At 65.6% G+C, this 26,065-nt stretch carries 27 protein-coding genes; 13 read left to right on the top strand and 14 right to left on the bottom strand.

Annotated elements, in window-relative coordinates; all coding sequences use genetic code 11:
* Window positions 1-10: 10 nt before the first annotated feature.
* The 5 genes from QQK18_RS06945 to QQK18_RS06925 form a co-directional block, all read right to left on the bottom strand.
* Window positions 11-1,015 (bottom strand): esterase-like activity of phytase family protein, encoded by a 1,005-nt coding sequence (locus tag QQK18_RS06945; protein ID WP_284339571.1) that lies wholly within the window; start codon window positions 1,013-1,015, stop codon window positions 11-13.
* Window positions 1,015-2,901 (bottom strand): cobaltochelatase subunit CobT, encoded by a 1,887-nt coding sequence (cobT, locus tag QQK18_RS06940; protein WP_284339570.1) that lies wholly within the window; start codon window positions 2,899-2,901, stop codon window positions 1,015-1,017. Before cobT ends, QQK18_RS06945 begins: the two co-directional genes overlap by 1 nt.
* A 3-nt stretch (window positions 2,902-2,904) precedes the next feature.
* A complete protein-coding gene (locus tag QQK18_RS06935) occupies window positions 2,905-3,663 on the bottom strand; it encodes a class I SAM-dependent methyltransferase (RefSeq protein ID WP_284339569.1) in 759 nt (252 codons plus the stop codon).
* A gap of 195 nt (window positions 3,664-3,858) precedes the next feature.
* The gene (gene cobS / locus QQK18_RS06930) at window positions 3,859-4,839 is read right to left on the bottom strand and encodes a cobaltochelatase subunit CobS (protein WP_284339568.1); all 981 of its coding nucleotides are present in this window, start codon (window positions 4,837-4,839) and stop codon (window positions 3,859-3,861) included.
* Between the two features lie 110 nt (window positions 4,840-4,949).
* Window positions 4,950-5,579: a J domain-containing protein gene (locus QQK18_RS06925; protein WP_284339567.1), complete on the bottom strand. Its 630-nt coding sequence runs from the start codon at window positions 5,577-5,579 to the stop codon at window positions 4,950-4,952.
* Between the two features lie 58 nt (window positions 5,580-5,637).
* On the opposite strand from QQK18_RS06925, the gene QQK18_RS06920 reads away from it, so the two are divergent.
* Together QQK18_RS06920 and QQK18_RS06915 are read left to right on the top strand one after the other, a co-directional pair.
* Window positions 5,638-5,928, top strand: coding sequence for a BolA family protein (locus tag QQK18_RS06920; RefSeq protein ID WP_284339566.1), 291 nt, complete (start codon window positions 5,638-5,640; stop codon window positions 5,926-5,928).
* A 91-nt stretch (window positions 5,929-6,019) separates the two neighbouring features.
* Window positions 6,020-6,907 (top strand): phosphotransferase, encoded by an 888-nt coding sequence (locus QQK18_RS06915; protein ID WP_284339565.1) that lies wholly within the window; start codon window positions 6,020-6,022, stop codon window positions 6,905-6,907.
* Window positions 6,908-6,994: 87 nt separating this feature from the next.
* Here the strand turns inward: QQK18_RS06915 and QQK18_RS06910 are convergent, their stop codons facing one another.
* The 4 genes from QQK18_RS06910 to QQK18_RS06895 form a co-directional block, all read right to left on the bottom strand.
* On the bottom strand, window positions 6,995-8,263 hold the full coding sequence (locus QQK18_RS06910) for an HlyC/CorC family transporter (RefSeq protein WP_284339564.1): 1,269 nt from the start codon (window positions 8,261-8,263) through the stop codon (window positions 6,995-6,997).
* Complete coding sequence (gene aroB / locus QQK18_RS06905) at window positions 8,260-9,375, bottom strand: 3-dehydroquinate synthase (protein ID WP_284339563.1); 1,116 nt, start codon at window positions 9,373-9,375, stop codon at window positions 8,260-8,262. Before aroB ends, QQK18_RS06910 begins: the two co-directional genes overlap by 4 nt.
* Window positions 9,365-9,979: a shikimate kinase gene (locus QQK18_RS06900; RefSeq protein ID WP_284339562.1), complete on the bottom strand. Its 615-nt coding sequence runs from the start codon at window positions 9,977-9,979 to the stop codon at window positions 9,365-9,367. The genes aroB and QQK18_RS06900 overlap by 11 nt, the downstream gene beginning before the upstream one ends.
* An 82-nt stretch (window positions 9,980-10,061) precedes the next feature.
* A complete protein-coding gene (locus QQK18_RS06895) occupies window positions 10,062-10,745 on the bottom strand; it encodes a class I SAM-dependent methyltransferase (RefSeq protein ID WP_284339561.1) in 684 nt (227 codons plus the stop codon).
* Between the two features lie 121 nt (window positions 10,746-10,866).
* Here QQK18_RS06895 and QQK18_RS06890 point away from each other — a divergent pair, with 121 nt between their 5' ends.
* The 5 genes from QQK18_RS06890 (at window position 10,867) to QQK18_RS06870 (ending at window position 15,276) form a co-directional block, all read left to right on the top strand.
* Window positions 10,867-11,073 carry a histidine kinase gene (locus QQK18_RS06890; RefSeq protein ID WP_284339560.1) on the top strand — a complete coding sequence of 69 codons (207 nt, stop codon included), beginning with the start codon at window positions 10,867-10,869 and terminating at the stop codon, window positions 11,071-11,073.
* Window positions 11,070-11,987: a site-specific tyrosine recombinase XerD gene (locus QQK18_RS06885; RefSeq protein WP_284339559.1), complete on the top strand. Its 918-nt coding sequence runs from the start codon at window positions 11,070-11,072 to the stop codon at window positions 11,985-11,987. The genes QQK18_RS06890 and QQK18_RS06885 overlap by 4 nt, the downstream gene beginning before the upstream one ends.
* A 169-nt stretch (window positions 11,988-12,156) precedes the next feature.
* Window positions 12,157-13,113 carry an acetyl-CoA carboxylase carboxyltransferase subunit alpha gene (locus tag QQK18_RS06880; protein WP_284339558.1) on the top strand — a complete coding sequence of 319 codons (957 nt, stop codon included), beginning with the start codon at window positions 12,157-12,159 and terminating at the stop codon, window positions 13,111-13,113.
* A gap of 393 nt (window positions 13,114-13,506) precedes the next feature.
* Window positions 13,507-14,439, top strand: coding sequence for a L,D-transpeptidase family protein (locus QQK18_RS06875; protein WP_284339557.1), 933 nt, complete (start codon window positions 13,507-13,509; stop codon window positions 14,437-14,439).
* Between the two features lie 174 nt (window positions 14,440-14,613).
* On the top strand, window positions 14,614-15,276 hold the full coding sequence (locus QQK18_RS06870) for a hypothetical protein (RefSeq protein WP_284339556.1): 663 nt from the start codon (window positions 14,614-14,616) through the stop codon (window positions 15,274-15,276).
* On the opposite strand, the gene QQK18_RS06865 is transcribed toward QQK18_RS06870, so the two are convergent.
* The 3 genes from QQK18_RS06865 to secA all read right to left on the bottom strand — a co-directional run bounded on the left by QQK18_RS06865 (window position 15,249) and on the right by secA (window position 18,765).
* A complete protein-coding gene (locus tag QQK18_RS06865; protein WP_284339555.1) occupies window positions 15,249-15,662 on the bottom strand; it encodes a type II toxin-antitoxin system VapC family toxin in 414 nt (137 codons plus the stop codon). The genes QQK18_RS06870 and QQK18_RS06865 overlap by 28 nt on opposite strands.
* The gene (locus QQK18_RS06860) at window positions 15,659-15,916 is read right to left on the bottom strand and encodes a type II toxin-antitoxin system Phd/YefM family antitoxin (protein WP_284339554.1); all 258 of its coding nucleotides are present in this window, start codon (window positions 15,914-15,916) and stop codon (window positions 15,659-15,661) included. The genes QQK18_RS06865 and QQK18_RS06860 overlap by 4 nt, the downstream gene beginning before the upstream one ends.
* Window positions 15,917-15,990: 74 nt before the next feature.
* On the bottom strand, window positions 15,991-18,765 hold the full coding sequence (gene secA, locus QQK18_RS06855; protein ID WP_284339553.1) for a preprotein translocase subunit SecA: 2,775 nt from the start codon (window positions 18,763-18,765) through the stop codon (window positions 15,991-15,993).
* 448 nt (window positions 18,766-19,213) lie between these two features.
* On the opposite strand from secA, the gene QQK18_RS06850 reads away from it, so the two are divergent.
* Window positions 19,214-20,209 carry a peptidylprolyl isomerase gene (locus tag QQK18_RS06850; protein WP_284339552.1) on the top strand — a complete coding sequence of 332 codons (996 nt, stop codon included), beginning with the start codon at window positions 19,214-19,216 and terminating at the stop codon, window positions 20,207-20,209.
* Window positions 20,210-20,526: 317 nt separating this feature from the next.
* Here the strand turns inward: QQK18_RS06850 and QQK18_RS06845 are convergent, their stop codons facing one another.
* Complete coding sequence (locus QQK18_RS06845; protein ID WP_284339551.1) at window positions 20,527-21,126, bottom strand: TetR/AcrR family transcriptional regulator; 600 nt, start codon at window positions 21,124-21,126, stop codon at window positions 20,527-20,529.
* Between the two features lie 99 nt (window positions 21,127-21,225).
* Here QQK18_RS06845 and QQK18_RS06840 point away from each other — a divergent pair, with 99 nt between their 5' ends.
* The 4 genes from QQK18_RS06840 to QQK18_RS06825 all read left to right on the top strand — a co-directional run bounded on the left by QQK18_RS06840 (window position 21,226) and on the right by QQK18_RS06825 (window position 24,093).
* The gene (locus tag QQK18_RS06840; protein WP_284339550.1) at window positions 21,226-21,489 is read left to right on the top strand and encodes a putative antibiotic biosynthesis monooxygenase; all 264 of its coding nucleotides are present in this window, start codon (window positions 21,226-21,228) and stop codon (window positions 21,487-21,489) included.
* Window positions 21,490-21,559: 70 nt separating this feature from the next.
* Window positions 21,560-22,795 carry a bifunctional glutamate N-acetyltransferase/amino-acid acetyltransferase ArgJ gene (gene argJ, locus QQK18_RS06835; protein WP_284339549.1) on the top strand — a complete coding sequence of 412 codons (1,236 nt, stop codon included), beginning with the start codon at window positions 21,560-21,562 and terminating at the stop codon, window positions 22,793-22,795.
* Between the two features lie 111 nt (window positions 22,796-22,906).
* Entirely contained in the window at window positions 22,907-23,698 is a 792-nt protein-coding gene (locus tag QQK18_RS06830) for a GNAT family N-acetyltransferase (protein ID WP_284339548.1), read from the top strand.
* Entirely contained in the window at window positions 23,695-24,093 is a 399-nt protein-coding gene (locus QQK18_RS06825) for a (deoxy)nucleoside triphosphate pyrophosphohydrolase (RefSeq protein WP_284339547.1), read from the top strand. Before QQK18_RS06830 ends, QQK18_RS06825 begins: the two co-directional genes overlap by 4 nt.
* 141 nt (window positions 24,094-24,234) lie before the next feature.
* Here QQK18_RS06825 and QQK18_RS06820 read toward each other — a convergent pair whose 3' ends face one another.
* Entirely contained in the window at window positions 24,235-25,086 is an 852-nt protein-coding gene (locus QQK18_RS06820) for an SAM-dependent methyltransferase (RefSeq protein WP_284339546.1), read from the bottom strand.
* A gap of 168 nt (window positions 25,087-25,254) precedes the next feature.
* Between QQK18_RS06820 and QQK18_RS06815 the strand changes: the two genes are divergently transcribed.
* Window positions 25,255-26,052: a ComF family protein gene (locus tag QQK18_RS06815; protein WP_284339545.1), complete on the top strand. Its 798-nt coding sequence runs from the start codon at window positions 25,255-25,257 to the stop codon at window positions 26,050-26,052.
* The last annotated feature ends 13 nt before the right edge of the window (window positions 26,053-26,065 follow it).

The following is a 26,065-nucleotide window of genomic DNA, read 5'->3' as shown; positions in this document are numbered from 1 at the left end:
CGAGCTCGCCCTATCGGGCCAGCGCGAACTCCAGCAGCAGGTTGCGCTGCCAGCCGTTGAAATTGTCGTCGGAGACGAGGGTGATGCGGGTTTCGCCGCCGGGTGCGGTGTGGACGGCGATCCCTTCCATGTTGTCGATGCCACTGCCCGCAGCGCTCAACAGCACCTCGCCTTCCATCAGCGTATCGGGCCGCACCTTAGTGGCGGGAACGCGCCGCAGGGCCATGGTGAAGCTCAGCATGCCCGTGCCGCGCTCGAGGACCAGCAGGTCGCCATTGGGCAGGAATGCGCAGTCGCTGGGGCTGAGATCGAGCGTGCCACGGAAGGTGACTGGACCTTTGTCGCGGTTGCCGAGGAACCAGCCGACATGGTCACCGTTCCGGTCCGTCACCCCTTCGGTCAACAGCAGCGTCGACCCGGCGATGGGGGAAGCTGGCGGGGCAATGCAGACCGATTCCAGCGACTGATTGGTGCGCGTGCCGGCCAGCCAGTCGGGAATGGGAATCTCGCGGGCCGGCCCGCCGGGCCGGTTGCCGGAGAGGGCGAAGTCGGCGACGCGCGTCAGGTTCTCGTAGCCGACGCGGAGCGCCGCCGGACGGCCATCGCGGTAGATGACGTCGAGCGCCTCGGCGTCGCGGCTGAAGGCGCGCGGCAGCGGGGCGCCCTGCGAGTTCTGGATGGCCTCGACCTCGACGCCGATAAGCGCCAACGGATGGCCGGCATCGTCGTAGATCAACTGCCCGGAAACAAAATTGCCGCGGTCCGAGACCATGACGAGATGGTGGGCGGGACTGACGAAGCCGATACCGGAAAAGCCGCCGAAGGCGTCGTCGCGGCTTATCATCTCGATGCCGCCGCGCCAGACGAGGCCGCCGATCTGCTCGCCGGCCGCAACCCCCTCGAACCGCTCGAGCTGGCGCGATTGCACGGCAACCTCGGCCGCCTCGAGACCGGCGGGGATAAGGAGAGCGGCGCAAGCGAGATGAACGAGGCGCCGCCGGCACCGATCCTGCATCAGATGCTGCTCCGGCGGCTGTAACCCGGGGGCGGTTCGTCGAAGAGAGCGGCCAACTCGTCGGTCAGCGCCCCAGCCAGCTCTTCAGCGTCGAGGAGCGTCACTGCGCGCCGGTAGTAGCGGGTGACGTCATGGCCGATGCCGACGGCGACCAGCTCGATGGGCGAGCGGGTCTCGATCTCCTCGATCACCTGACGCAGATGGGCTTCGAGGTAGTTGCCGGCATTGACCGACTGGGTCGAGTCGTCGACCGGCGCACCATCCGAAATAACCATCAGGATGCGGCGGTTCTCGGGGCGTCCCATCAGGCGCTTCTCGGCCCATTGCAGGGCCTCGCCGTCGATGTTTTCCTTGAGGAGCCCCTCGCGCATCATCAGGCCGAGGTTACGCCGCGCATGGCGCCAGGGCTCGTCGGCGGCCTTGTAGATGATGTGACGGACGTCGTTGACGCGTCCGGGGTTGGCCGGGCGGTTGGCCTCGAGCCAGGCTTCCCGGCTTTTGCCGCCCTTCCAGGCGCGGGTGGTAAAGCCGAGGATCTCGACCTTGACGCCGCAACGCTCGAGGGTCCTGGCCAGGATATCGCCGCAGATGGCCGCGATGGTGATCGGCCGGCCGCGCATCGAGCCGGAATTGTCGATGAGGAGCGTCACCACCGTGTCGCGGAAATCGGTGTCGTTCTCGACCTTGAAGGAGAGGGCGGCCAGGGGATCGATGATGACGCGGGTGAGGCGGGCGGTATCAAGCAGGCCCTCCTCGAGATCGAAGGTCCACGAGCGATTCTGCTTGGCCATGAGGCGGCGCTGCAGCTTGTTGGCAAGGCGCGCGACTGCCCCGGCCAGGTTCTCGAGTTGCTTGTCGAGGAGCCCCCGCAACTGGTCGAGCTCGTCGGCGGGACAGAGCTCGCTGGCCTTGACGATCTCGTCGAACTTGGTGGTGAAGACCTTGTACTGAAACTGGTTGGTGCCGCGCTCGCCGCCGTCCTTGGCCGGCGGAGGCATGGGGGCGTCCTCGCCGGCTTCGCTCGCCGCATCTTCGTCGATGTCGGCCATTTCGGCTTCCATGCCCTCGACGTCGCCGGTCTCCTGGCTCTCGCCCGAGGCATCGTCCTGGTCGGCGTCCTGGCTCTCGTTCTCGCCCTTGCCTTCCTCGGGCGCCTCTTCCGAGCCCTGGGCCTGATCGGGCTGCTGCTCGTCGCCCTCGCCCTCGTCGCCTTCCTCGTTGTCGAGCTCGCTGTCGGGCACGAGGTTGAGATCGCGCAGCAGGGCCCTTGCCGCCTTGGCGAACTCGTCCTGGTCCTCAAAACGGGTCAAAAGCGAGTCGAGCGAGCCCTGAGCCTTGTCCTCGACCTCGGCGCGCCAGAGATCGACCAGCGCATGGCCCGAGGGCGGCACGGGCAGGCCCGCGAGCCTTTCGCGCAGCATCAGGCCGAGCGCCTCGGCGATCGGCGCATCGCCCTTGTCGGAAACCTCGGCCATGTTGGCGCGAAAGAGCTTGTCCTCGAGCATCTCGCCGATATTGCCGGTCATGCCCGGCATGCGGATGCAGCCGAGGGCTTCGACGCGTGCCTGCTCGAGCGCATCGAACGCGGCGCGCGCGTCCGGATCGGCAGGCGCACGGCGGCGGTGGGTGTCGGGGTCGTGGCTCGCCAGCCGCATGGCCATGGCGTCGCCCTGACCGCGAGCGATTGCGATGTCGCGGCGCGTGGGCAGGCGCGGCAGGTTGGCGAGCCGGGCCTTGTCGGAGGTCAGCAGCGGCCGGTCGGCGGTGAAGGAAACCTCGAGGTCCGCCTTGCCGCCCACCGCACGCACCGTCGCGCCCACGGCTGATTTGAACGCCTGGGTGGTATCGGGTTTGTTGGGTTTGCTCGGCGGCAGTCGCTGGGCCATGGCTTACGGTCCGGGATCGATGGTTGCGGGCGCGACCGGACGCGCTGCAATAAGCAGCAGCATCGGCCGCACGATTTCGTCTGTAAGAGCGGGATTGGCGGCGAGCGCCACCTGATCGGGGCTCCACTCATCCATAGCATCGATGGCAAAGCCGCTGGCAAGAAGCGTCATGATCACCGTAGAGATCTTGCGGTGATATTTGACGATGCCATCGACGACCCAATTGGTCACCCTCTCGCCCTCGCGGGCATAGTCCCTAAGCGCAAAGACCCGCTCGCCACTGGCGTCGGTCATCCATTCGGGCTCGGCGCGCGCGGCAAAGATAGGGTGCTCCATGGAAAAGACCAGGCGCCCGTCGGGCGAGAGCGCCCTGCGCACCTTCCGACAGAACGCGCCGAAGTCGGCAAGGTAGTGTACCGCGAGCGAGGAGTAGACGAGGTCGTAGGTGTCCGCCTCGGGCTCAAAGGTCTCGAGGTCCGCCTCAATATAGTGGATCGGAAGGCCCGGACCGCGGTCTCTCGCCGCTGCGATCATCTTGCGCGAAAGGTCGACGCCGGTGACCTCGATGGCACCTTCCTCGACTGCCCAGCGGCAGAAGGCACCGAACCCGCTGCCGAGATCGAGCACGCGCTTGCCCCGCACGGGCGGGAGAATGGCCCTCAGCGCCGGCCATTCGGGTGCACCGGCTAAGCCCTCGCGCGAGCGCGGGAACTGGCTGTACCCTTCGAAAAAGGCCGCATCGTCGTAGATGTTCTGGGCCATGGCTGTTGCTCGTTGGGCGTTGACGGCTTTATGTCGGGCCGTCGTGGCTTTGGGATTACCCCCCTCCCGGCCTCCCCCACAAGGGGGGAGGTGAGCTGCGTGGATGTGGCTGGATCGCGCAGGGACCACCGGCTGGCACCTCCCCCTCGATGAGGGAGGTTGGGAGAGGGCGATCTAAGAGCGCTGCAATCTCGATCAGGCCGTCACCGCCAGATTGGCGGAGGATTCCGGCAAGTCCTCTCCGAAGACGCGCTGGTAGAATTCGGCCACCACCGGGCGCTCGAGCTCATCGCACTTGTTGAGGAAGGTCAGGCGGAAGGCAAAGCCGAGGTCGCCGAAAATCTCGGTATTCTCGGCCCAGGTGATCACCGTTCGCGGGCTCATCACCGTCGAGAGGTCGCCGTTGATGAAGGCCGAGCGGGTAAGATCCGCCATCCGCACCATGTTGGAGACGGTCTTTCTGCCCTTGTCGGTTGTCGCATAGCTCTTGGCCTTGGCCAGAACGATGCCGACTTCCTTGTCGTGCGCCAGGTAGTTGAGGGTGACGACAAGGCTCCAGCGGTCCATCTGGCCCTGGTTGATCTGCTGGGTGCCGTGATAGAGGCCGGAGGTATCGCCGAGGCCGATGGTGTTGGTGGTCGAGAACAGGCGGAAAGCCGGATGCGGCGTGATCACCCGGTTCTGGTCGAGCAGCGTCAGGCGTCCGGCGACCTCCAGCACGCGCTGGATGACGAACATCACGTCGGGGCGGCCGGCGTCGTATTCGTCGAAGACGAGCGCGATGTTGTTCTGCACAGCCCAGGGCAGGATGCCGTCGCGGAACTCGGTTATCTGCTGGCCGTCCTTGAGGACGATGGCGTCCTTGCCGACGAGGTCGATGCGGCTGACATGGCTGTCGAGGTTGACGCGTACCAGCGGCCAGTTGAGCCGGGCGGCGATCTGCTCGATGTGAGTGGATTTGCCGGTGCCGTGATAACCCTGCACCATCACGCGCCGGTTGAAGGCGAAGCCGGCAAGGACGGCGAGCGTGGTGTTGCGGTCGAAGAGGTAATCCGGATCGATCGGCGGCACGTGTTCGGTGGCTGCGGCATAACCGGGCACGACCATGTCGGTGTCGATGCCGAACAGGTCGCGGGCCTTGAACTGGGTGTCCGGCAGGTTGGTGAATTCAGTCATATCGGCAGGCTCTTGGGAAGGGACAGGCGGCAAATCCTAAAATGTCGCCGCGCTCTATAGCAGTATTGCTGTTGGGGGGATAGCGCCGGGCGCGGATGGGGCCCAAACGTTCATCGGGCGACGAAACCGGCTTTCTTCAAGTGCGAGTAGGCCGCAATGATGGCGCGCAGGCGATCCTCGGAGGCCCGGTTACCGCCATTGGCGTCCGGATGGTGCAGCTTGACGAGGGCCTTGTAGGCGGACTTGATCTCGTCGGACTTGGCCCGGCCGGTGATGCCGAGGGTTTCGAGCGCACGCCGGTCCGGCTCGTTGAGCGGCCGGACGCGCTCACTCGGTTCGGTCTTGCCCTGACGCCAGCGATAGCGGGCAAAGACCCCGAAGGGGTCGCCGAACTTGTCTCCCGGACGCATGCCGGCAGTGCGGGCCGTGCTCGAGGAACGCATCCCCGCTTGGCCGGTGGCAAAGCTCGGGCGGCCTTCCGGACGCGGCGGGGCATGCAGCGTTTCCTCCAGCTCCTCCTTGCTCATGCCGGCAAAGAAGTTGAACGCGGTGTTGTAGTGGCGCACGTGCTCGAGGCAGAAATTATGGTACTGGCCTTCGGCGCGGTGGCCCTTAGGGGCCTTGTAGAGCCCGGGCTGGTCGCAGCCTTCCCAGGCGCAGCGCGGGGTCTCCACCCGCGGCTTCTCCTCGCGCCGGGGGCGGATGCGGATCCCATCGAAGAGCTTGGATTCGAACTTCATAGCGCCTAGTTACAGTCCAGTTGGTTCAAAAGTCACAAACACTCAATTCAGGCCAGTCATGACCGTGCGCGACACCATTATCGAAAAGCTTTCCGGCCGTTTCCAGCCCGACCATCTCGAAGTGATCGACGAATCCAGCCGGCACTTCGGCCATGCCGGCTGGCGTGAAGGTGGTGAAACCCATTTCCGTGTCAGAATCGCGACCCGCCATTTTGCGGGTTCGAGCCGCGTTGCGCAACACCGCGAGGTGATGGAAACGCTCGATGCCGAATTGAAAGGGCGCGTGCACGCCCTGGCGATCGAGGTGCTGCCGCCGGGCGGGCCCTATGAATTGCCGGATCGCGTGTGATTTGGGATCACCGTACCCCGAATGCAAGAGGCATTGAAACCCCGGTTGGCGCAACCGGGGCATCCCCTACAGCCGCGTATGAGCTGCCGCCATGAGCGACGAACCGTTCATCCTCTCGATCAAGGCCCGCGTCGGCGCGATCCTCGGCTGGGAGCCGGAGTCTTGGCGCGAGATCAGGGGAGGCTATACGCCGGCGGCGCGATATGTTGTCGCTCGTGGCGGGCGCTCGGCATTCGTCAAGGCCGGCACCACGGCGCTGACCGCGCGGCTCCTCAACCGGGAGATCAACGCCTATCAGCAGATTTCCGCGCCGTTCATGCCCGGGTTTGTCGGCTGCGACACGGATGACGAGCGCCCGCTTCTCGTCACCGAGGACCTCAGCGGGGCGACATGGCCGCCGCCTTGGACGAGGCGGACGATCGACATCGCCCTCGATACGATCGCGTCCATGCATCAGACACCGGCCGACCTGCCGGCCGGCGGCCTGCTCACCGGACGGGAGGCGGGCTGGCCGACGGTCGCGGCCGATCCGGCGCCCTTCCTTGCCCTTGGGCTGGTCTCGGCGGACTGGCTAGAGGCCGCGTTGCCGACACTCATGGCAGCCGAGGCGTCGTGCGAGCTCGCCGGCAGCGCCCTGACCCATCTTGACCTGCGCAGCGACAACATGTGCTTTGTCGGTGGGCGCGCCAAGCTCGTCGACTGGGCCGAGGCTTGCCTTTCCAACCGCCAAGTCGATCTCGGCTTCTGGCTGCCCAGCCTTGCCTATGAGGGCGGTCCGGCGCCGGAAGAGATCCTGCCCGATGCGCCGGCGATCGCGGCGACCGTTGCCGGCTTCTTTGCCGCCCGCGCGGGCCTGCCGATCATTCCCGATGCGCCCAATGTGCGCCGCGTGCAACGCGAGCAGCTATCCACAGCGCTGCCCTGGGCGCAGCGTGCTCTTGGGCTGCCGTCGCTCGATGAGGGTAATATGCGGCGTTAGGATCTCGGTGAGGGTGGCGGCGAAAAGGGTCGAGTGCGGGCAAGGACGCCAGCACCGAATCGTGACATCCGAACGCCTTCGTCCGGCTCACCCCAGCGGCGTGACCTTGACCCGTGTCACCCGCTGCCGTTCGCGACCCAACACCTTGAATCGGAACCCGTGCGCCTCGAACTCCTCGCCGACAGTGGGGATGATCTTGGCGGCGTTGATGACGAGCCCGGCAACGGTATTGGCGTCCTCGTCGGGAAGCTGCCAGTCGAGGGCGCGGTTGATGTCGCGGATGGGGATCGAGGCGTCCATGACGTAGCTGCCGTCCGGCTGGCGCTTGACCCCGTGCATGGCCTCGTCGTCCGGCTCGTCGTGCTCGTCGGAGATGTCGCCGACGATCTCCTCGATGATGTCCTCGAGAGTGACGAGGCCCTCGACGACGCCGTATTCGTCGAGCACCAGCGCCATGTGCATGTGGCGCTTGAGGAACTGGGCGAGCTGGGTCTGGACGGGCATGGATTCGGGCACGTACCAGGGCTTGGTCATGATCTCGCGGACGTCGAGGCCCGTCGGATCGCCCTTGGCCCGCAGGATCGCGCGCAGCACGTCCTTGGCGTGGAGAACGCCGATGATGTTCTCCTGTTCGCCGTCATAGACGGGAATGCGCGTATAGGCGCTCTCGAGCACCTCGCGCACCAGTTCGGGCGGCGGCAGGTTGGCGTCGAGCGTCATCATCTGCGTGCGGTGCACCATCACATCGCTGACCGCCAGCTCCTTGAGGTCGAGGATGCCTCCCAGCATGTCGCGGTCGCCTTTGACCACCTCTCCTTCTGAATGCAGCAGGTCGACAGTGCCACGGATCTCGTCGTGCCCGGAAATGGCGCTGGCCTTGTCGGCATCGAGCCCGAAGCCCTTGAGGATGGTGTTGACGATCGCCTGCACGGCGAGCGTTATCGGGGCGAAGACGATGACGATGATGCGGATCACCGGGGCGACGGTGACCGCGAAGGCATCGGGGCGCATCAGCGCCAGGGTCTTGGGTAGCACCTCCGAGAAGATGACGACTGCGGCGGTCATGACCAGCGTTGCATAGGCGATGCCGGCGTCGCCGAAGATCTGGATCAAAACGCTCGCCGCCAGCGCCGAGGCGAGGATGTTGACGATGTTGTTGCCGAGCAGCAGCGAGCCGATCAGCCGTTCCTTCTCGATCGAGAGCGTCTCGACGATGCCGGCCCGCCGGTCGCCGGCGCGCGCGAGCTGATGCATGCGCACCCGCGAGGCGGCGGTCAGCGCCGTTTCCGAGCCGGAAAAGAAAAAGCTTACGGCCAGGAGCAGGACGATAGCGATTGAAGACAGCCAGAGGTTCATTTGGTCCGCACCTCCTCGAGGAATTGCGTGACGGAATGTGGATCGACGTTCTTTTCGATGAACGCCCTGCCGATGCCCCGGGTCAGGATGAAGGTCAAAGCGCCGCGCTCGACCTTCTTGTCCTGGGCGATGGCGGCCATCAGCGCATCGGTCGAGCCGATGCCGCCCGCGATATCGGCAAGCTGCGTCGGCAGGCCGGCGGACTTGAGGTGGGCGCCGATGCGGCCGGTGTCCTGCGAGGGCGCAAGCCCCAGCCGTGCGGAGAAGGCGTGGGCGAGCATCATGCCGATGGCGACGCCCTCGCCGTGCAGCAGACGGTCGGAAAAGCCGGTGTCTTTTTCCAGCGCATGGCCGAAGGTGTGGCCGAGATTGAGCAGGGCGCGCACGCCCGTCTCCTTCTCGTCGGCCAGAACGAAACGGGTCTTGGCGGCGCAGGCGCGAGCGACCGCCTCGGCGCGCGCCGGACCGCCGGAAAAGATCTCGGCGCGGTTGGCTTCAAGCCAGAAGAAATAGTCCTCGTCGTCGATGAGGCCGTACTTGACGACTTCCGCATAGCCGGCGGCGAACTGGCGGGGCGAGAGGGTGTCGAGCGCCGAAAGGTCGGCAAGGACAAGCCTTGGCTGATGAAAGGCGCCGACCAGGTTCTTGCCGTGCGGGGAATTGATGCCGGTTTTGCCGCCGACCGAGGAATCGACCTGGGCCAGAAGGCTGGTCGGCATCTGGACGAAGTCCATGCCGCGCCGGGTGATGGCGGCGGCAAAGCCGGCAAGATCGCCGATGACCCCACCGCCGAACGCGATAACGAGGTCGCGCCGTTCCAGCCGTGCCGCCAGCAGGCCTTCGACGACCGTCTGCAGGCTCGCCCACGACTTGGTGGCCTCGCCCTCCGGCAGCACGATTTCGGTATGGGCGATGCCGGCGGCACCCAGCGAGGCTGTGAGCCGCGGCAGTTGGACGCCCGCAACCGTCTCGTCGGTGACGATGCCGTAGCGGCGGCCGGGGAAGCGGTCGTTGAGGATGGCGCCGGCTTGGTCGATGAGGCGCTCGCCGATGAGGATATCGTAGGCGCGCTCGCCCAACGGCACGTGGACGGTCTGGGGGTCATCGGGCATCGGCGCTCGCCTGGTCCTGTCTCGAGAAATGGGCGATGACCGCTTCGACGAGGTCGCTGGCCACCGCCTCGTGCGGCATGTCGCGCGAGACCACTGTTACATCGGCTTGCTCGTAGACGGGGTAGCGCTCCGCGATCAGCTTCCTCAGCGTTTCGCGCGGGTTGGCGGTCTTGAGCAGCGGGCGGTTGGAGCGGCGCGACACGCGGGCAAAGAGCAGCTCGAAATCGGCCTTGATCCACACCGAAACCGCCACCGACTTGATGAGGGCGCGGGTCTCGGCGTTGACGAAGGCGCCGCCACCGGTGGCGAGCACGATGTCGCTATCCCTAAGGATGCGGGCGATGACCCGTGTCTCGCCCGAGCGAAACTCGGTCTCGCCGAGTTCGGCGAACATCTCCGGGATCGACATCTGCGCGGCCTTCTCGATCTCTTCGTCGCTGTCGAGGAACTGGCGGCCGAGCCGGGCGGCGAGGCGCCGGCCGACCGTGGTCTTGCCGGCACCCATCATGCCGACCAGCACCAGTGGGCGCCCGTCAAGCAGGTGCAGGAGCTTTTGCGTGCGCTCAGCGCGCCCGGCCCTGTCGGTGCGCGTCACCTTCGCCACTCGGTTTCGGTTGCAGTTGCTGGCAAATCGTACGTTTGCAAATCGTCCATGGGCCGGTATCAAGCGGTCGGGCGGTAGCTTGTCAAGCAGCGCGTCCGGCAGTCTCGGGCTCGAAGGCATAGACGGCGCTCGCGCCGGCCGGTCCCCGCACGGCATCGCCGAAATCGGGCACGGCATATTCCGCGATGCGCCGCAGCCGCGCATGGGGCAGGTGCGCCCGGCCCGGATCGCCGATCAGAACCTCGATCCCGGCCGTGAGGCACCGGTCGAGAAAGGCGGTGACGGCAAGGGCAAGGTCGCGCGCATAGAAGAGATCGCCGACCGCCACCAGGTCGACATCGGGCGGCTCGTTCGCGGTCAGATCCTTCCCGGTGACAGCAAGGCAAACGCCGTTGGCGGCGGCATTGAGGCCGATGGCGACGCACCCGTTGCCGTCGATCTCGGCGGCAAGCGCGCTCGCGGCACCCGCCTTGATGGCGGCGATGCCGACAACGCCCGAGCCGGCGCCGAGATCGAGCACGCGGCGGCCGGCAACGGTCTGCGGCCGGTCGAGAAAATGGCGGGCAAGCACGGTTCCGCCGGCCCAGTGATAGGCCCAGTAGGGCGGGTGCTCGGCCGCGCCGGCGGGCCCCGCCTCGACGAGCCGCCGCAGCCGGCTGCCGGAATGGGCCGCATAGAGGCGAATCTCTGGCAGGGCCGGGGCCGGCTGCAGCTTGAGGTTCTTTTCGATGAAGGCTGCCGGGTCGAGAGGGGCGGGAATGGTCATGTTCACATCGGGACAGTCGCGGCAACGTCATATATCACGAAGCGCGGCGGCGCCTACGGGATCGAAACTATTTAGCTACAATAATAGTATCGGATTGCATCGACTGTCATTGTGGGCGCCCATGCCAACCCTTATCCGCCTCGTCATCGTCCTGTTGTTCCTTGCCGGCCTCGTCTATGGCGGCATGATCGTCCTCGTCTCGATGGTGGAGCCGACGCAGAAAGAAGTGCGGGTGCGCATCCCGACGCGAGATCTCCTTGCCGAACCCCAGCGGGAGTCGGGCGGTGGCCTGCCGGACCTCGCCCCGAATGTTGGAGGCGGGGATTGACCGCCCGCGACCTCCATCTCGTCGAAGCCTTCCTCGAGATGATGAGTGCCGAGCGGGGCGCGGCGCCCAATACCATCGAGAGCTATCGGCGCGACCTTACCGACTATGCCGGCTATCTTGCCCGCAAGGGCACGGGCCTCAAGGGTGCTGGGCGCGAGCACGTCACCGCCTATCTTGCCGCGCTCGAGGCGGAGGGCCTTGCCGCCTCCTCGAGCGCGCGCCGGCTCTCGGCGATCAGGCAATTCCACAAGTTCCTTGCGTCCGACGGGATGCGACCCGACGATCCGACCCGGATCGTTCCTTCGCCGAAAGCGCGCCGGGGCCTGCCCAAGGTGCTCTCGCGTGGCGAAGTCGACCGGCTGCTGGCACTGGCCGAGCAGGAGGCCGGCGCGCCGGAGCTGTCGCTGGCCAAACGCCGGGCGGCGCTGCGGCTCTACGTACTGCTCGAGCTCGCCTATGCGACGGGCATGCGCGTGACCGAGCTCGTCACGCTCAAGCGCACGGCGGTGATGCGGGATGCCACGTTCCTCACCGTCATCGGCAAGGGCAGAAAGGAGCGGGTGGTGCCGATCAATGATCGGGCGCGCGATGCGGTGCGAGCCTATGTCGAGACGCTCACGCCCGGCCCGCTGCTGTTTCCTGCCAATGGCGAGGAGGGGCATCTCAGTCGTCAGGTGTTCGGACGCGACCTCAAGGGGCTGGCCGGGCGCGCCGGCATCGCGGCCGAGCGGGTGACGCCCCATGTCCTGCGCCATGCCTTCGCCAGCCATCTGCTTGCCGGCGGGGCGGACTTGCGCGTGGTGCAGACGCTGCTCGGCCATGCCGACATCGCCACCACGCAGATCTATACCCATGTCCTCGACGAGAAGCTGCGCGAACTGGTCGAGAGCCACCATCCGCTCGCCGATAGTTAGATGCAGCCATGTGTTTGCCTGCTGCGTTAACCGCCAGCCTTGACTTGCTGTTGCCGGCCCGCCACTTTCCGGCCACTTTAGGGCGCTTGTAGATCGCCGCGCCGGCAAGCGGCGTGGACGCGAAGGTTTAGCGCCCACGCGCAAACAAGTCCCCAAACGGGCAGGTGGAATGCAGACTTATCTCGATTTTGAAAAGCCGGTCGCCGATCTCGAGGGCAAGATCGCGGAACTGAAGTCGCTTGCTACGACAGACCAGGCCGTCTCGATCGACGAGGAAGTCACGCGCCTCTCCGCCCGCGCCGAGGAGGCGCTCTCCGATATCTACAAGCGCCTGACGCCGTGGCAGCGCACGCAGGTCGCGCGCCACCCGCAGCGTCCGCACTTTTCCGACTATGCCAGGACGCTCCTGACCGAATGGACGCCGCTCGCGGGTGACCGCAAATTCGCCGAGGATCCGGCCGTGCAGACCGGGTTCGCGCGCTTTGCCGGTCAGCCGGTGGCGGTCCTGGGCCAGGAGAAGGGCAATTCGACTGAAACGCGGTTGAAGCATAACTTCGGCATGGCTCGGCCCGAGGGCTACCGCAAGGCAGTGCGCATCATGGATATGGCGGACCGCTTCAACATCCCGCTGATCTCGTTCGTCGATACGGCCGGGGCCTATCCCGGGATCGGCGCCGAGGAGCGCGGCCAGGCCGAGGCCATCGCCCGCTCGACCGAAAAGTGCCTGGAACTGGGCGTGCCCAACCTTGCCGTCATCATCGGCGAGGGCGGCTCGGGCGGGGCCATCGCCATTGCCACGGCCAACCGGGTGCTGATGCTCGAGAACGCCATCTATTCGGTGATCTCGCCGGAGGCCGGCGCCTCCATCCTCTGGCGCGACGCCGGCAAGGCGCAGGACGCTGCCAACAACATGAAGATCACCGCGCCCGACCTTCTGAGCTTCGGGGTCATCGACGGCGTCATCCCCGAGCCGCCGGGCGGCGCCCACCGCCACGCCCAGGAGGTGATGGAAGAGACCGGCAAGGCCATCGGCCAGTTCCTGAAGGATTTCGAAGGACGCGGTCGGCTGGAGCTGCGCGAGCATCGCCGCGAGAAGTTCATCGCCATAGGGCAGAGCCTGGGCTGAGCGGGTGTATTGATATTCAGGTGATGCCGGTCTGCAAATGCCCGTTTTCTGCGCTTCCGGTGCTCACGTACCCCAAGGTACGCTGCGCTCCGGTTCTCGAAAACGACCATTTTCGCCTCGGCCTGACCTGAATCTCAACACACCCTGGTCCGCGAAGGGTTTCCCCTCACGCCGTCGTGATGACGCAACCGCCATCTTCCGGCGCTCCATAGGCCATGTTAAGGAACCGTTCACCGTGAGTTCTTACGGTCCCGTAACCAACCGGGCGTTAGGGTAAAGAAAGTCACACCTTTTCTGTCCGGTTTTCCCTTGCATTCGTCCTTATTGCGCAAAATCTCGTCGGTTGTCGTCCTCGTCTGGGTCGCTCTGTCGCTGGCAGCTTGCGGCGGGTTCATGTCCGGCGACAACCGCCACAATGTGCCGCTGTCGAGCACCATGCATGCCGCGCTCAAGGGCATCGGCTCGGCGCCCGGCGAAGCCATGCTGATCCGCATGTTCAAGCAGGAGCGGCAGCTCGAGGTGTGGAAGCGTTCGACGGCCACTGGCCAGTATCGTCTGCTCAAGACCTACGAAATCTGTGCGTATTCGGGCGACCTCGGCCCCAAGTTTAGGGAAGGCGACCGGCAGAGCCCGGAAGGGTTCTATACGATCACACCGGGGCTGATGAACCCGAGATCCAACTATCACCTGGCGTTCAACACCGGCTTTCCCAACAAGTTCGACCGCGCCTACGGACGTACCGGATCGGACCTGATGGTGCATGGCGACTGCTCGTCGCGCGGGTGCTACGCCATGACCGACGAGGGCATATCGGAGATTTACGCGCTGGCCCGCGAGACCTTCAAGGGTGGCAATCCCAGCTTTCAGCTGCAGATCCTCCCCTTCCGGATGACGGCGCAGAACATCGCTGCCAATCACGACAACCAGCACATGGCGTTCTGGAAGAACCTCAAGGAAGGGTACGACCTCTTCGAGATCAACCGCACGCCACCGGTCTGGGATGTGTGTGAGCGGCAATACGTGTTCAACGTCGCCGCCAACGCCCCGCTCAATGCCGCAGGGCCGTGCCCCTCCCTCAATAGATCGGCGGCGCTCGTTGCCAAAACGCAGGCGGACGAGGTCAAGGTCGCCAATATCCTTGCCGGCCGCGACAAGGCCGAGGCCGAAAGGGTCGCCATCGCCCAACGGGGCGAAGCGGTGAGCACGGCGGTCAACGGTTTTTTCGGCGGCATCGGCAGCATCTTCGGCGGCAAGGACGCCGGCATCGTGCCGGTGATGACCGGCAAGGCCCCGCCAATTCCCATGCCGCGGTTGAACCGCGGCTAGGGGTGTGTGGCGCGGATTTTTCGCGAAAACCGGTTCCCATTCCGGATCAAGTCCGGGACAGGCTTTTTTCGTATCATGCTCTAGCGATACCCATCATTATTCTGGCGCAGTCGCGCTATTAGGGTGGCCAGCCGCGCTTTCCTGGCGCGTCCGCCAAACACGGGGGTATGTTGCGTGGAGGACAAGTCGGTTATCGGGGGCGTCAGTCGGGACGACGATCCCCCTGCGGCCGTGGAGCCGGCCGGACCTCCGCTCGCTGCCGCCCGCCCTTCGCGCACGCCGGCGGTCATCGTCTTCGTCGTCGGACTGGTGGCGGTGGCGGCCATCGCGGCGGCCGCCTGGGTTTATACCGAAACGCAGCGCGACATGCGGCGGATGGCTGCCGACATCGCCCAGATCAAGCTCAGCCTCGAGCTCTTCGGCCGCCAGCAGGTGAGCGCGTCGCCGGCGCCGGCCGATACGGGCGCGGACACCTCCGTGCTCGAGGCGCTGGAGAACCGGCTAGCGATCCTCGAAGAGAGCTGGCGGGCGGGAAGCACACCGGCAGCGGCTGTGCCGGCCGAGGCGGCGACGGACGCCAGCGCCGGGCCGCTGACCGATTGCGTGCCGCAGGATACGCGGTTCCTCGTCACCGCCGGCGACGACTATGCGGTCTGCGGCACCGAGAGCCGGGTCACGGTCGCGGGCGTCGGCCAGTCCGAGATCACCTTTGCCGGCGACAGGGCCATTGTTGTGGGCGGTTCGATGGCGCTCGAGGGCACCAGCTGCATCGTCGCGGTGCTCTCAGCCAATGCCGACGGGCTTTCGGGCTATGGAGAAGTGCGGGTTAGTTGTTGAGGGCTAGATAGCCGCCTCGATGTCGTTCTGGAAAAATCGTTGCCGACAACGAGAAGGGCGCAGTTGCGCTCCTTGGCGAGGGCGTAGGCAAAGCAATCTCCCAGATTCAACTTGGCGCTGTCTCTACCCTTACCCCACCGCGAATAGGCCTGTTGCACGAGGTCGGCCGTAGAATCGGTCACCGGCACGACCTCGAGTCCCAGCGCTTTGATGAGTTCGCTCGTATCGTCCAGAAGATCGCGGAGTGTGGCGACAACCAGCACTTCGGCCAGAGTGCCTGCGGAGATGACAAGAGATGTTTCACGCTCCAGGATCGCGCGCAACCGAGCTGCCTCCTCCTCGCCCTGGATAATGGCGATGCGGGCGGACGTATCGACAACGATCATTCAGGCAGGCCGTTCTCGTTATAGAGAAAGTCCTGACTACGCGCCGCGCTTACGTCGGACTTCGGACGCTTGGCTGCCTTGGCGAGTATACGATCGATAGCAGCGCGCTTTTCTTCTGCCGTCGGCACAGGTTTGACCGGCACGAAACGCAATACCGGCTGTCCATGCCGCGTCAGCACAACGTCCTCGCCCGCCTCGGCGCGACGGACAAGTTCGGTCAGCTGGGCTTTGGCGGCGGTTACCGAAATCTGCATGGTTTCACCACTTGGCTACGGTGAATATGGACCATTCAATGGTCCATATTCAAAGAGCCGATGACTCCGCCGAGCTAGAAGGCCCCGTGGCAGTGCTTGAACTTCTTGCCCGAGCCGCAAGGGCAGGGGGCGTTGCGCGAGACGCCGACAAGGAGCTTGGGGTCGATGGGCTTCAATGCCGCTGCACCGACCGCGCCGGCGGCGGTTGCGCCCGCTGCTGGCCGGGCGGCAAGGGTTGCGCCGGCCGCTTCGGTCTCCGGCTCGTTCTCGCCGGTCTGCGGGTCGATATGCACTTCGCGCAGCTTGGAGAGATCCGGGGTCGGCGGCGGGGGCGGGGCGCGGAACTGCAATTCGATATGGCTCAGTTGCGTCGTCACCAGCTCGCGCAGGCTCGTCAGCAGGCCCTGGAAGAGTTCGTAGGCCTCCTGCTTGTATTCGTTCAGGGGATCGCGCTGGGCGACGCCGCGCCAGCCGATGACCTTGGAGAGGTGGTCGAGGGTCGCCAGGTGCTCGCGCCAAAGGCTGTCGATCGACTGCAGCAGGACCTGCTTTTCCACCTGGCGCATGATCGTGGGATTGGTCTGGCCAGCCTCTTCCATGGCCTTGAGGGTGCGGGCTTCCTTTTCGGCCATGTAGTCGTCGGCGACCTTGCGCAACCGCTCCTCGACAGTCTCGGGGTCGATGCCCTCTTCCTCGAACCAGTCCTTAGCCGGCACAGTGACATTGAGGAAGGTCCTGGCGGCGGCCTCGAGCTGCTCGGCGTCCCAGGTCTCGGGATAGGAGCGCGGCGGAATGGCCTTGGCAACGATCGACTGCACCACATCGTGGCGCATGTCGGTGGTCGTCTCGCTCACATCCTCGGCGTCCATGAATTCCAGACGCTGTTCGAAGATCGCCTTGCGCTGATCGTTCATCACGTCGTCGTATTTGAGGATGTTCTTACGAATGTCGAAGTTGCGCGCCTCGACCTTGCCCTGGGCGCGCTCGATGGCTTTGGTCACCCACGGATGAGTGATGCTCTCGCCTTCCTCGAGCCCGAGGCGCGAGAGCATGGTATCCATGGATTCCACCGGGAAGATGCGCATCAAATCGTCCTGCAGCGACAGGAAGAACTTGGAGTGCCCGGGGTCGCCCTGGCGGCCGGAGCGGCCGCGCAGCTGATTGTCGATGCGTCGGCTCTCGTGGCGCTCGGTGCCGATGACCATCAGACCGCCGGCGGCCAGCGCTTTTTCCTTGTCCAGAGCGATCTGAGCCTTGATCTCGGCGATCATGGCCTCGCGCGCCTCGCCTTCTAGCCCCTCGCATTCGCGCGCGATGCGCATGTCGAGGTTACCGCCGAGCTGGATGTCGGTACCGCGGCCGGCCATGTTGGTGGCGATGGTGATGGCGCCGGAGACGCCTGCATCGGCGACGATAAAGGCTTCCTGCTCATGGTAGCGGGCGTTGAGGACCTGCAGGTCCCCGACGTTCTTCTGACGCAGGAGTGCCGCCAGCATCTCGGATTTCTCGATCGAGGTGGTGCCGACCAGCACCGGCTGACCGCGGTCGCGGCATTCCTTGATGAGATCGGCGATGGCCTCGAATTTCTCGGACGCGGTCCTATAGATGGCGTCATCCTCATCGAGGCGCTGCACCGGCACGTTGGTCGGTACGGTCACCACTTCGAGGCGGTAGATGTCGGCGAATTCCTCGGCCTCGGTCAGAGCCGTGCCGGTCATGCCAGCGAGCTTGTCGTAGAGACGGAAGTAATTCTGGAAGGTGATCGAGGCCAGCGTCTGGTTCTCGGGCTGGATCTTGACCTGCTCCTTGGCTTCCAATGCCTGGTGCAGACCTTCCGAATAGCGCCGGCCCGGCATCATGCGGCCGGTGAACTCGTCGATGATCACCACTTCGTCGTTGCGGACGATGTAGTCCTTGTCCTTGGAGAAAAGCTTGTGGGCGCGCAGCGCCGAGTTGAGGTGATGGACGAGAGCGACGTTCTCGACGTCGTAGAGCGAGCCGCTTTTCAGCAGGCCATCGGTGGTGAGCCTTTCCTCGAGCTTCTCGATGCCCTGGTCGGTGAAGGTCGCGGCGCGGTGCTTCTCGTCGACCTCGAAATCCCCCTCCTCGACGATCGGCATCAGGGCGTCGATTTTCTGGTAGAGCTCAGAGCGGTCCTCGGTCGGGCCCGAGATGATGAGCGGGGTCCTCGCTTCGTCGATCAGGATCGAGTCCACTTCGTCGACGATGGCATAGGCATGACCGCGCTGGACCATTTGGGCGCGGCTATACTTCATGTTGTCGCGCAGGTAGTCGAAGCCGAACTCGTTATTGGTGCCGTAGGTGATGTCGCAGGCATAGGCCGCCTTGCGCTCGGCATCGTTGAGGCCGTGGACGATGATGCCGGTGGTCATGCCAAGGAAGCTGTAGATCTCACCCATCCAGGCCGCGTCGCGGCGGGCGAGATAGTCGTTGACTGTCACCACGTGCACGCCCCTGCCGGTCAGGGCGTTGAGATAGACGGCAAGGGTCGCCACCAGAGTCTTGCCTTCACCGGTGCGCATCTCGGCGATGGCGCGGTCGTTGAGGACCATGCCGCCGATCAGCTGTACGTCGAAGTGACGCATGCCGAGGGTGCGCTTGCTCGCCTCGCGGACGGTCGCGAAGGCCGGCACGATCAGGTCCTCAAGCTTGGCGCCCTTTTCGAGCTGTTCGCGGAAGGCCTGCGTCCTCAAGCGCAGGTCCTCGTCCGAGAGCTTTTCGAGTTCGGGCTCGAGCGCATTGATCTCGTGCACCTTGCCTGCAAACCGCTTGACGACGCGGTCCGAAGGTGACCCGAAAATCTTCCGGGCGAGCGCTGCTAGAGCCATGTAAGTTTGTCCTTTTTCAACTTCACCGCGACCGGCGGGGCCGAACTGCGCGGGTCGGGTAGGCATTCGGGCACAGGAGGGCCCGGTCTTGCCGCCCGCGTCAGCGCCCTTGCCGGGCCTCAGGTGATGACCGCACGACCTGCCGGATAAAGCCTCTTCGGCGCCGGTCGGGCCATGCTCATGAAAAGCGCCGAAGATGTAAGAGTGCGCCGGTGCCTTGTCAACGCCGCCGAAATGGGCGACACCAGCGGGACCCCGTCCCGGCCGCAACTTGCCGCGATCGTGAACGCCGCGCCGGTCGGCGGGCATACTTTGGCCCCGTTGTCATGACAGGGCAGGCCGCAAGGGCCACGAGCCCGGACGAGCCATCGTCAGAGATCCAGGTCTTTTTCAAGACCCCCATCGTCTCCGGCGCTAGAACGCGTGCCGGTTAAGGAGAATTCCCTTTATGTTCAAAGTCTCCAAGCGTTTCGCGCCCGTCGCCGGTGCGCTGGTCATCGCGCTTCTGGGATCCGCAGTCGCCCCGCAACTCATGGCGCAGGACGCCGCGCCAGCGCAGGCACCGGCAGATGCCGCCGGGCAGCCGGCCGGTGCTGCCCAGGCCGACCCGGCGGCGGTCGTTGCTACGGTCGACGGCGATGAGATCACCGAGGCGGACCTGTCTTTTGCCGCCGAGGACCTCGCCCAGGAACTGCAGCAGATGCCTCCCGAGGAGCGCCGGGCATTCCTCGTGCGCGTCCTTATCGACATGAAGGTCATGGCAGGCGCGGCCAAGGCCGAGGGCATGGACCAGGAGCCGCTCTTCCAGCAGCGCCTCGCCTATCTCGAGGACCAGGCCCTGCGCCGGGATTATTTCGCCGACGTCATCGCCGCGCAGGTCACGCCCGAGGCGGTGCAGGCGCTCTATGACGAGTACGTCGCCGAGTTCCAGTCGCAGGAGGAGATCCACGCTCGCCACATCCTCGTCGAGACCGAGGAGGAGGCCCGCCAGCTCAAGGGCGAGATCGACGGCGGCGCCGACTTCGCCGCGCTTGCCGAAGAGCATTCCATCGATCCGGGCAGCGCTTCCAAGGGCGGCGACCTCGGCTTCTTTACCAGCGACAGGATGGTCAAGCCCTTCGCGGACGCGGCGTCCGCGCTGACCGAAGCCGGCCAGGTTTCCGAGCCGGTGCAGTCAGACTTCGGCTGGCACCTCATCAAGCTCGAGGAAAAGCGTCAGTCGAGCCCGCCCTCGATGCAGCAACTCGGCCAGCAACTGCAGCAGCAAGCGATGATCCGCGCCTTCAGTTCGACGGTCGATACGCTGATGAACAATGCCACGGTCGAGATCGCCGATCCCGAACTCGCCGCCGCCGTCGAGGCGCAGAAGGCCCTCGAGGACGGGGCGACCGAGGGTGAGGCGGCCCCCGCCGAGGAAGCGCCTGCCGAGGCGCCTGCCCAATAAGGGTTGGAGTTCGAAAGACTCAAGATTACAGAGCGCCCGTTCCGATTATCGGAACGGGCGTTCTGGTTTCTGCGTGCGGGTCACCCGGGGCATGATGGCACACTTCTTCCCCAACCACCGGGTCATCCCCGCGAAAGCGGGGACCTCTGTTGGCGATGGCGGCAATGGGAAACGGAGGTTCCCGCTTTCGCGGGAATGACCCGAGTTGGTGATGCTTTCGTCGCTCGCACGCGCATCTTGCGGCCGCGAAATATTCAGGATCACCTGTCGCTGGCATGACATCAGGGTTGGGCGCTGGGGAGGAGGTATTGGGTTCTCTAGTCCGACACCTTCAGCCCCCGCACCACCTGCCGGGCGACCGTTTTCGCCTCGTTCCGGTCGATGGCGAGTCGGTCGGTCAGCAGCCGGTGCCAGGCGAGCGCTGCGAGCATCTCGGCGGCCAGCAGCGAATCGGTATCGGGCGAGATCTCGCCGCGCGCGATGGCGCGCTCGAACATGGCCGCGGTCTGCCGGCGCCGCCCGGCCGCATAGGTGCGCAGGGCCTCGGCGCAGGCCACGTCGCGCTGGGCTTCAGCGACGACAACGCGGAATACCTGGCCCGCGCCTCCCTTCCAATACTCGAGCAAGCGTTCGATGAAGAGCGTCACGTCCTCTTCGAGAGAGCCGGTATCGGCATGGATCACGGCAGGCTTCTGGCGGTGGTAGATGTCGAGGAGCAGCGTGCCGCGGGTCGGCCACCAGCGATAGATCGTCGGCTTGCCGGCGCGGGCCCGCCGGGCGACGGCCTCGATCGAGAACGCGGCCGCGCCATCTTCGATGAGGATAGCCTCGGCGGCATCGAGGATCGCCTCCTGAGCCTCCGGATTGCGGCGCGCGCCGATCGAACGGCGGCGTTCGTCGTATTCACTGTCTGTCATGCGACACAAGATAGCGCAGCCAAGCGCGAAAAAACAGACTTGAACGAAACGGATCGTTTCGTTATATAACGACACGTTCCGTTCATATGGAGAACCGACATGCAACCGTCCCTTGCTTCACGCCTGCGCCTCGCCCTGCTGCTGGTGTTCGGCGTCTATCCAGTCATCACCCTCTATCTTTATGCGCTCTTCCCGTTCACCGAGGGCTGGGCACTCTGGCAGCGCACCGTGGTGCTGGTACCGCTGATGGTCTTGACCATCGTCTTCGTCGTCATGCCTGTCATCCAGAAGCGCTTCGGCGGCTTCATTGCCGGCAAGCGTCCGGCTCCGGTCGCGCAGCCGACCGCACAGCCGGCCGAGTAACACGCCGGCCCTTGCGAACGGGCGGGCTTTGAGGCACACCGGGGCGGCAGTCCCGTCCCAAGGTCTCCTCATGGCCCACCCCGTTTCCCCCCTCGCGCCCAAGTTCTATCCGGAGCTTCCCGCCATTGCGGGCGTGGCCTTCGCCACCGCCGAGGCCGGCATTAAATACAAGAACCGCACCGACGTGTTGCTGGTCTCGTTCGCGCCGGAAACAAGCGTTGCCGGGGTGCTAACCCGCTCCAAATGCCCCTCGGCCGCCGTCGACTGGTGCCGGGACAATCTTGCCGGCGGCACGGCGCGGGCGCTCGTCGTCAATTCGGGCAACGCCAATGCCTTTACCGGCCTTAAAGGCCGCGAGAGCGTGCGGATCACCGCCGGCATTGCCGCTGGAGCCGTCGGCTGCACGCCGGCCGAGGTGTTCCTTGCCTCGACCGGGGTCATCGGCGAACCGCTCGATGCCGGCAAGTTCGCCGGCGTCCTCGAGACAATGGCCGGGCGCCTTGCCGATGCGCCCTGGCTGGAGCCGGCCAAGGCGATCATGACCACCGACACCTTCCCCAAGCTTGCCGGCGCCACTGCCGACATCGATGGACACGTCATCAACATCGCCGGCATCGCCAAGGGCTCAGGCATGATCGCGCCTGATATGGCCACCATGCTCTCCTTCGTCTTTACCGATGCGCCCGTCGCCGCGCCAGTGTTGCAGGCGCTCGTCGCAAGGCACGTCAAGACGACCTTCAATGCCGTCACCGTCGACAGCGACACCTCGACCTCCGACACACTCCTGGCCTTTGCCACCGGCAAGGCCGAGGGCGTCGAGCCGATCACCGACATCGAAGATCCACGCGCGGAGGTGTTCGGCGCCGCCCTTGCCGATGTGCTTTTCGAGCTTGCCATTCAGGTGGTGCGCGACGGGGAAGGGGCGACAAAGCAGGTGACGGTCAATATCGAGGGCGCGGTCTCGGACGAGAGCGCTTTCCGCATCGCCAAGTCGGTCGCAGACTCCCCGCTGGTCAAGACCGCAATTGCCGGCGAAGACGCCAATTGGGGGCGTGTGGTCATGGCCGTCGGCAAGGCCGGGGAGCCGGCCGACCGCGACAGGCTCTCGATCCGCTTCGGTGATATCCTCGTTGCCCGGGACGGCGAGCGCGCCGGCAGCTACGACGAGGCGGCGGTCAGCGCCTATATGAAGGGCGACGAACTGGAAGTGACAGTCGGCATAGGGCTCGGCGAGGGAAGGGCCACGGTCTATACCTGCGACCTCACCCACGGCTATATCGCCATCAACGGCGACTACCGCAGCTAGGTGTACTAATATTCAGGTGATGCCGGTCTGCAAATGCCTCGACCTGAATCCCAGCACACCCAGGAGCGCCACAGCGGCCGCGGCTTGACCGGGCGACCTCCGCCGTGCTCGGTGTCACCTCCCATCCTGAGACCCGCCAATCTCGTCATGCCCGATCTTTCTACCGTCCTCGCCATAGAAACCGCGTACCTTGCCGCCTGGCCGGCGCTCGAGACCATCGAGCAGCAGAGTTGGAAGGCGCGTTTTTCGCGCGGCTACACCAAGCGGGCCAATTCCATCCACGCCTTCGATCCGGCCGACGAGGCCGACGCCGGATCGCGCCTTGCAGAGCTCGCCGAAGCCTATCGGGCACGTAACCTGCGGCCGACCTTCCGGGTCAATCCGCTCACCGGACCTGCCATCACCGCCGAGCTCGATGCGCAGGGTTGGGACGTCTACGAGCCGAGCCTCGTTCTTTTCATGCCAGAGCCGGGGAAGCTGCGTGCGGTCGCGGCGGTCAGCCAGACGCTTCCCCCCACCGATCAGGCCTGGGCAGAGGCGCAGGCCCGCATGGCCGACTATTCGCAGGAAACGCAGGACGTCTTTGCCCTGGTGCGGGCGCGCCTGCCCGAAAAGGCGGCCGGCATCCTCGTTTACGACGAGGCGCAGCAGCCGGTCGGCGCTGCGCTTTCGATGATCGCCGACGGCATCGCGGTCTATAACAACGTGGTGGTCGACGCTGCAGCGCGCGGCAAGGGCTATGGAAGGGCGCTGATGCATGCGGCGCTCAACTGGGCCGTGCAGAACGGCGCGCACCGGCACGCCATCCAGGTACTCGCCAATAACGAACGGGCGGTGCCGCTCTACAAATCCCTCGGCTTTGAAGAGATCTATGGCTACCACTACCGGCGGGCGCCGTTATGAGCATTCTCCTCGTCGTTGCATGCGCGCTGGTCGATGCCGACCGGCGAGTGCTGATCGCCCAGCGGCCCGAGGGTAAGGCACTGGCCGGCATGTGGGAGTTCCCCGGCGGCAAGCTCGAGCCAGGCGAGAGCCCGGAGGACGCGCTGATACGTGAGCTCGAGGAGGAGCTCGGCGTCTCGACGAAGACTGCGTGCCTTGCCCCGCTGACCTTTGCCAGCCACGCCTATGACAGCTTTCACCTCCTGATGCCGCTCTATGTCTGCCGCAAATGGCAGGGCCTGCCGCAGCCGCGCGAGCACGCCGCGCTCAAGTGGGTGCGCCCGCAAAAGCTGCGCGACTATCCGATGCCGCCTGCCGACGAACCGCTGATCGCCCCGCTGTGTGATTTGCTCTAGGGATGGTGGGCACCTCTCCCAACCTCACCCACAGGGTCATCCTCGCGAAAGTGAGGACCTCTGTTTAGAGCGTCGGTAAAGGAAACGGAGGTTTCCGCTTTCGCGAGGATGACCCTGTGGTAATTACAAGGTCCCGGGCTTTCACTCCTCCGTCTTGTCGCCAAGAACCTTCGTCAGGCTCACCTTGGCACTGCCGGGACGCAGGGGTTTCTGCTGGCTTTCATGTGGGGCCCAGCCGGAAAGCCACAGGATCTCGAGAGTGGCGCGCACTCGTCCGTCGTGGTCGCCGGCGACCATTGAATAGGCCTCACAGGCTGCGGCGAGAAGGTGTCTGGTGACCATGCGGCCGGGCCGGTCGAAGAGCGGATTGGCGGCGCCCAGGGACTTGAGCTCGCGCATCAGTGCCAGCGGACTTGAATAGCGCACCACATGCGTTTCGATGTCGGCGACGGGCAGCGCGAGCCCCGCGCGCTGCAGGAGGCCGCCCCCGTCGCGCAGCGGGATGAACGGGGCGACCCGCGCATAGGCGCCGCCGGTTATCTCGGTGTCGGCGGTGAGGAATGCGTTGCGCAGTTCCGTCAGGCTCTCGCCGCCAAGGGCCGCCGCCAGCAGCAGGCCGTCGGGAGCGAGCGCACGCGTCAGCTGCGCCAGATATCCGGGCACGTCATTGACCACCTGCAGGTCGAGCAGCGAGACGATGAGGTCGTAGCCGCTGTCGGGGAGTTGGGGTGGTTCGCGGCCGTCGGTCGCCTTGGGGCTGAGGGTTGCGAGGCGCTTGAAGCTGAACGGCGCGACGGCGGTGCGGCCATGGGCGGGCAACGCCTCAAGATCAGGCCCCAGCACGAGCGCCTTGCCGATCTTTCGGCTCAAGGTGGCGAGACGCTCTTCGAGATCGGTCACCACCAATCGGGTGACGAAGTCGTCGCGTTCCTCCGGCCGCCGTGCAAGGTTGCGGGCGATCAGCGTGCGGTCGAAGATCTGCGGAACGGTCATGGGCGTTCTGTGCCTCTGAGCTTTGCGCTTTTGCTCTTGGGGCTTACCCCCCTCCCAGCCTCCCCCACAAGGGGGGAGGTGCCGGTCCGGTGAAAACCAGCGCTTTCACCCTCGACAACCCGCCGCACTTCGGCGACGCTCGCTCATCCGGGCATGGGGGCTGGGATTGTGAGCGACACATCGGGCGCCGAGCAGGGCGGCAGACTCTGGCGGGCGACTGCCCGCTGGCCGCGGGCGGTCGGGCGCTGGCTGCTCGACAGCCTCTATCCGCCGGTGTGCCTCGCCTGCGAGCGGCCGGTTGCCGATGCCGATACGCTCTGCCCCGACTGCTTTGGCAAACTGCGGCCGATCACTGCGCCCTATTGCCCGCGGCTGGGGTTGCCGTTCACCGTCTCGATCGGGCCGGATGCACTCTCGGCGGAGGCGCTGGCCGATCCGCCGCCGTTCGAGCGGGCACGAGCGGCGGTCGTCTACAACGACATCGCCCGCACGCTGGTGTCGCGGCTGAAATATGGCGACCGTACCGAGCTCGCGCTGCTTTTGGGGCGGCTGATGGTGCTGGCTGGCGCCGAGCTCTGGACCGCAAGGCCCGTGCTCGTGCCGGTGCCGCTGCATGCGATGCGGCATCTGCGCCGCCGCTACAATCAGTCGGGCGAGCTTGCCCGCGCTATCGGCCGACTCTCGGGGCTTGCCGTCGACCCGGCGCTCCTGAAGCGCGTGCGCCGTACGCGGCAGCAGGTTGGCCTCACCCGCGATGCGCGGGCGCGCAATGTGGCCGGGGCGTTCCAGCCTCATCCCGAGCTGCTGCGGCGCCTCGCCGGCCGGCCGGTGGTGCTGGTCGACGACGTCTATACCACCGGCGCCACGATCAAGGCGGCGACCCGGGCCTTGAAGCGGGCCGGTGCGGGATCTGTCGACGTCGTGACCTTCGCCCGCGTTGTCACAAACGGCGAAATACCCATATAAGGTGCAAACTTCA

This window comes from Devosia nitrariae (assembly GCF_030160115.1).
Lineage (GTDB): Bacteria > Pseudomonadota > Alphaproteobacteria > Rhizobiales > Devosiaceae > Devosia > Devosia nitrariae.
The sequence above is the reverse complement of the archived record's forward strand: the minus strand, read 5'-3'. Positions and strand labels throughout refer to the sequence as shown.

Excerpts from the sequence above, each read along its gene's own strand:
- argJ (WP_284339549.1), top strand. The coding sequence starts at position 21,560 with ATGGCCCACCCCGTTTCCCCCCTCGCGCCCAAGTTCTATCCGGAGCTT.
- cobT (WP_284339570.1), bottom strand. The coding sequence starts at position 2,901 with ATGGCCCAGCGACTGCCGCCGAGCAAACCCAACAAACCCGATACCACC.
- QQK18_RS06845 (WP_284339551.1), bottom strand. The coding sequence starts at position 21,126 with ATGACAGACAGTGAATACGACGAACGCCGCCGTTCGATCGGCGCGCGC.
- QQK18_RS06865 (WP_284339555.1), bottom strand. The coding sequence starts at position 15,662 with ATGATCGTTGTCGATACGTCCGCCCGCATCGCCATTATCCAGGGCGAG.
- QQK18_RS06860 (WP_284339554.1), bottom strand. The coding sequence starts at position 15,916 with ATGCAGATTTCGGTAACCGCCGCCAAAGCCCAGCTGACCGAACTTGTC.
- secA (WP_284339553.1), bottom strand. The coding sequence starts at position 18,765 with ATGGCTCTAGCAGCGCTCGCCCGGAAGATTTTCGGGTCACCTTCGGAC.
- aroB (WP_284339563.1), bottom strand. The coding sequence starts at position 9,375 with ATGCCCGATGACCCCCAGACCGTCCACGTGCCGTTGGGCGAGCGCGCC.
- QQK18_RS06850 (WP_284339552.1), top strand. The coding sequence starts at position 19,214 with ATGTTCAAAGTCTCCAAGCGTTTCGCGCCCGTCGCCGGTGCGCTGGTC.
- QQK18_RS06875 (WP_284339557.1), top strand. The coding sequence starts at position 13,507 with ATGTCCGGCGACAACCGCCACAATGTGCCGCTGTCGAGCACCATGCAT.
- QQK18_RS06910 (WP_284339564.1), bottom strand. The coding sequence starts at position 8,263 with ATGAACCTCTGGCTGTCTTCAATCGCTATCGTCCTGCTCCTGGCCGTA.
- QQK18_RS06840 (WP_284339550.1), top strand. The coding sequence starts at position 21,226 with ATGCAACCGTCCCTTGCTTCACGCCTGCGCCTCGCCCTGCTGCTGGTG.
- QQK18_RS06890 (WP_284339560.1), top strand. The coding sequence starts at position 10,867 with ATGCCAACCCTTATCCGCCTCGTCATCGTCCTGTTGTTCCTTGCCGGC.
- QQK18_RS06880 (WP_284339558.1), top strand. The coding sequence starts at position 12,157 with ATGCAGACTTATCTCGATTTTGAAAAGCCGGTCGCCGATCTCGAGGGC.
- QQK18_RS06825 (WP_284339547.1), top strand. The coding sequence starts at position 23,695 with ATGAGCATTCTCCTCGTCGTTGCATGCGCGCTGGTCGATGCCGACCGG.
- QQK18_RS06920 (WP_284339566.1), top strand. The coding sequence starts at position 5,638 with ATGACCGTGCGCGACACCATTATCGAAAAGCTTTCCGGCCGTTTCCAG.
- QQK18_RS06915 (WP_284339565.1), top strand. The coding sequence starts at position 6,020 with ATGAGCGACGAACCGTTCATCCTCTCGATCAAGGCCCGCGTCGGCGCG.
- QQK18_RS06895 (WP_284339561.1), bottom strand. The coding sequence starts at position 10,745 with ATGACCATTCCCGCCCCTCTCGACCCGGCAGCCTTCATCGAAAAGAAC.
- QQK18_RS06935 (WP_284339569.1), bottom strand. The coding sequence starts at position 3,663 with ATGGCCCAGAACATCTACGACGATGCGGCCTTTTTCGAAGGGTACAGC.
- QQK18_RS06925 (WP_284339567.1), bottom strand. The coding sequence starts at position 5,579 with ATGAAGTTCGAATCCAAGCTCTTCGATGGGATCCGCATCCGCCCCCGG.
- cobS (WP_284339568.1), bottom strand. The coding sequence starts at position 4,839 with ATGACTGAATTCACCAACCTGCCGGACACCCAGTTCAAGGCCCGCGAC.
- QQK18_RS06820 (WP_284339546.1), bottom strand. The coding sequence starts at position 25,086 with ATGACCGTTCCGCAGATCTTCGACCGCACGCTGATCGCCCGCAACCTT.
- QQK18_RS06945 (WP_284339571.1), bottom strand. The coding sequence starts at position 1,015 with ATGCAGGATCGGTGCCGGCGGCGCCTCGTTCATCTCGCTTGCGCCGCT.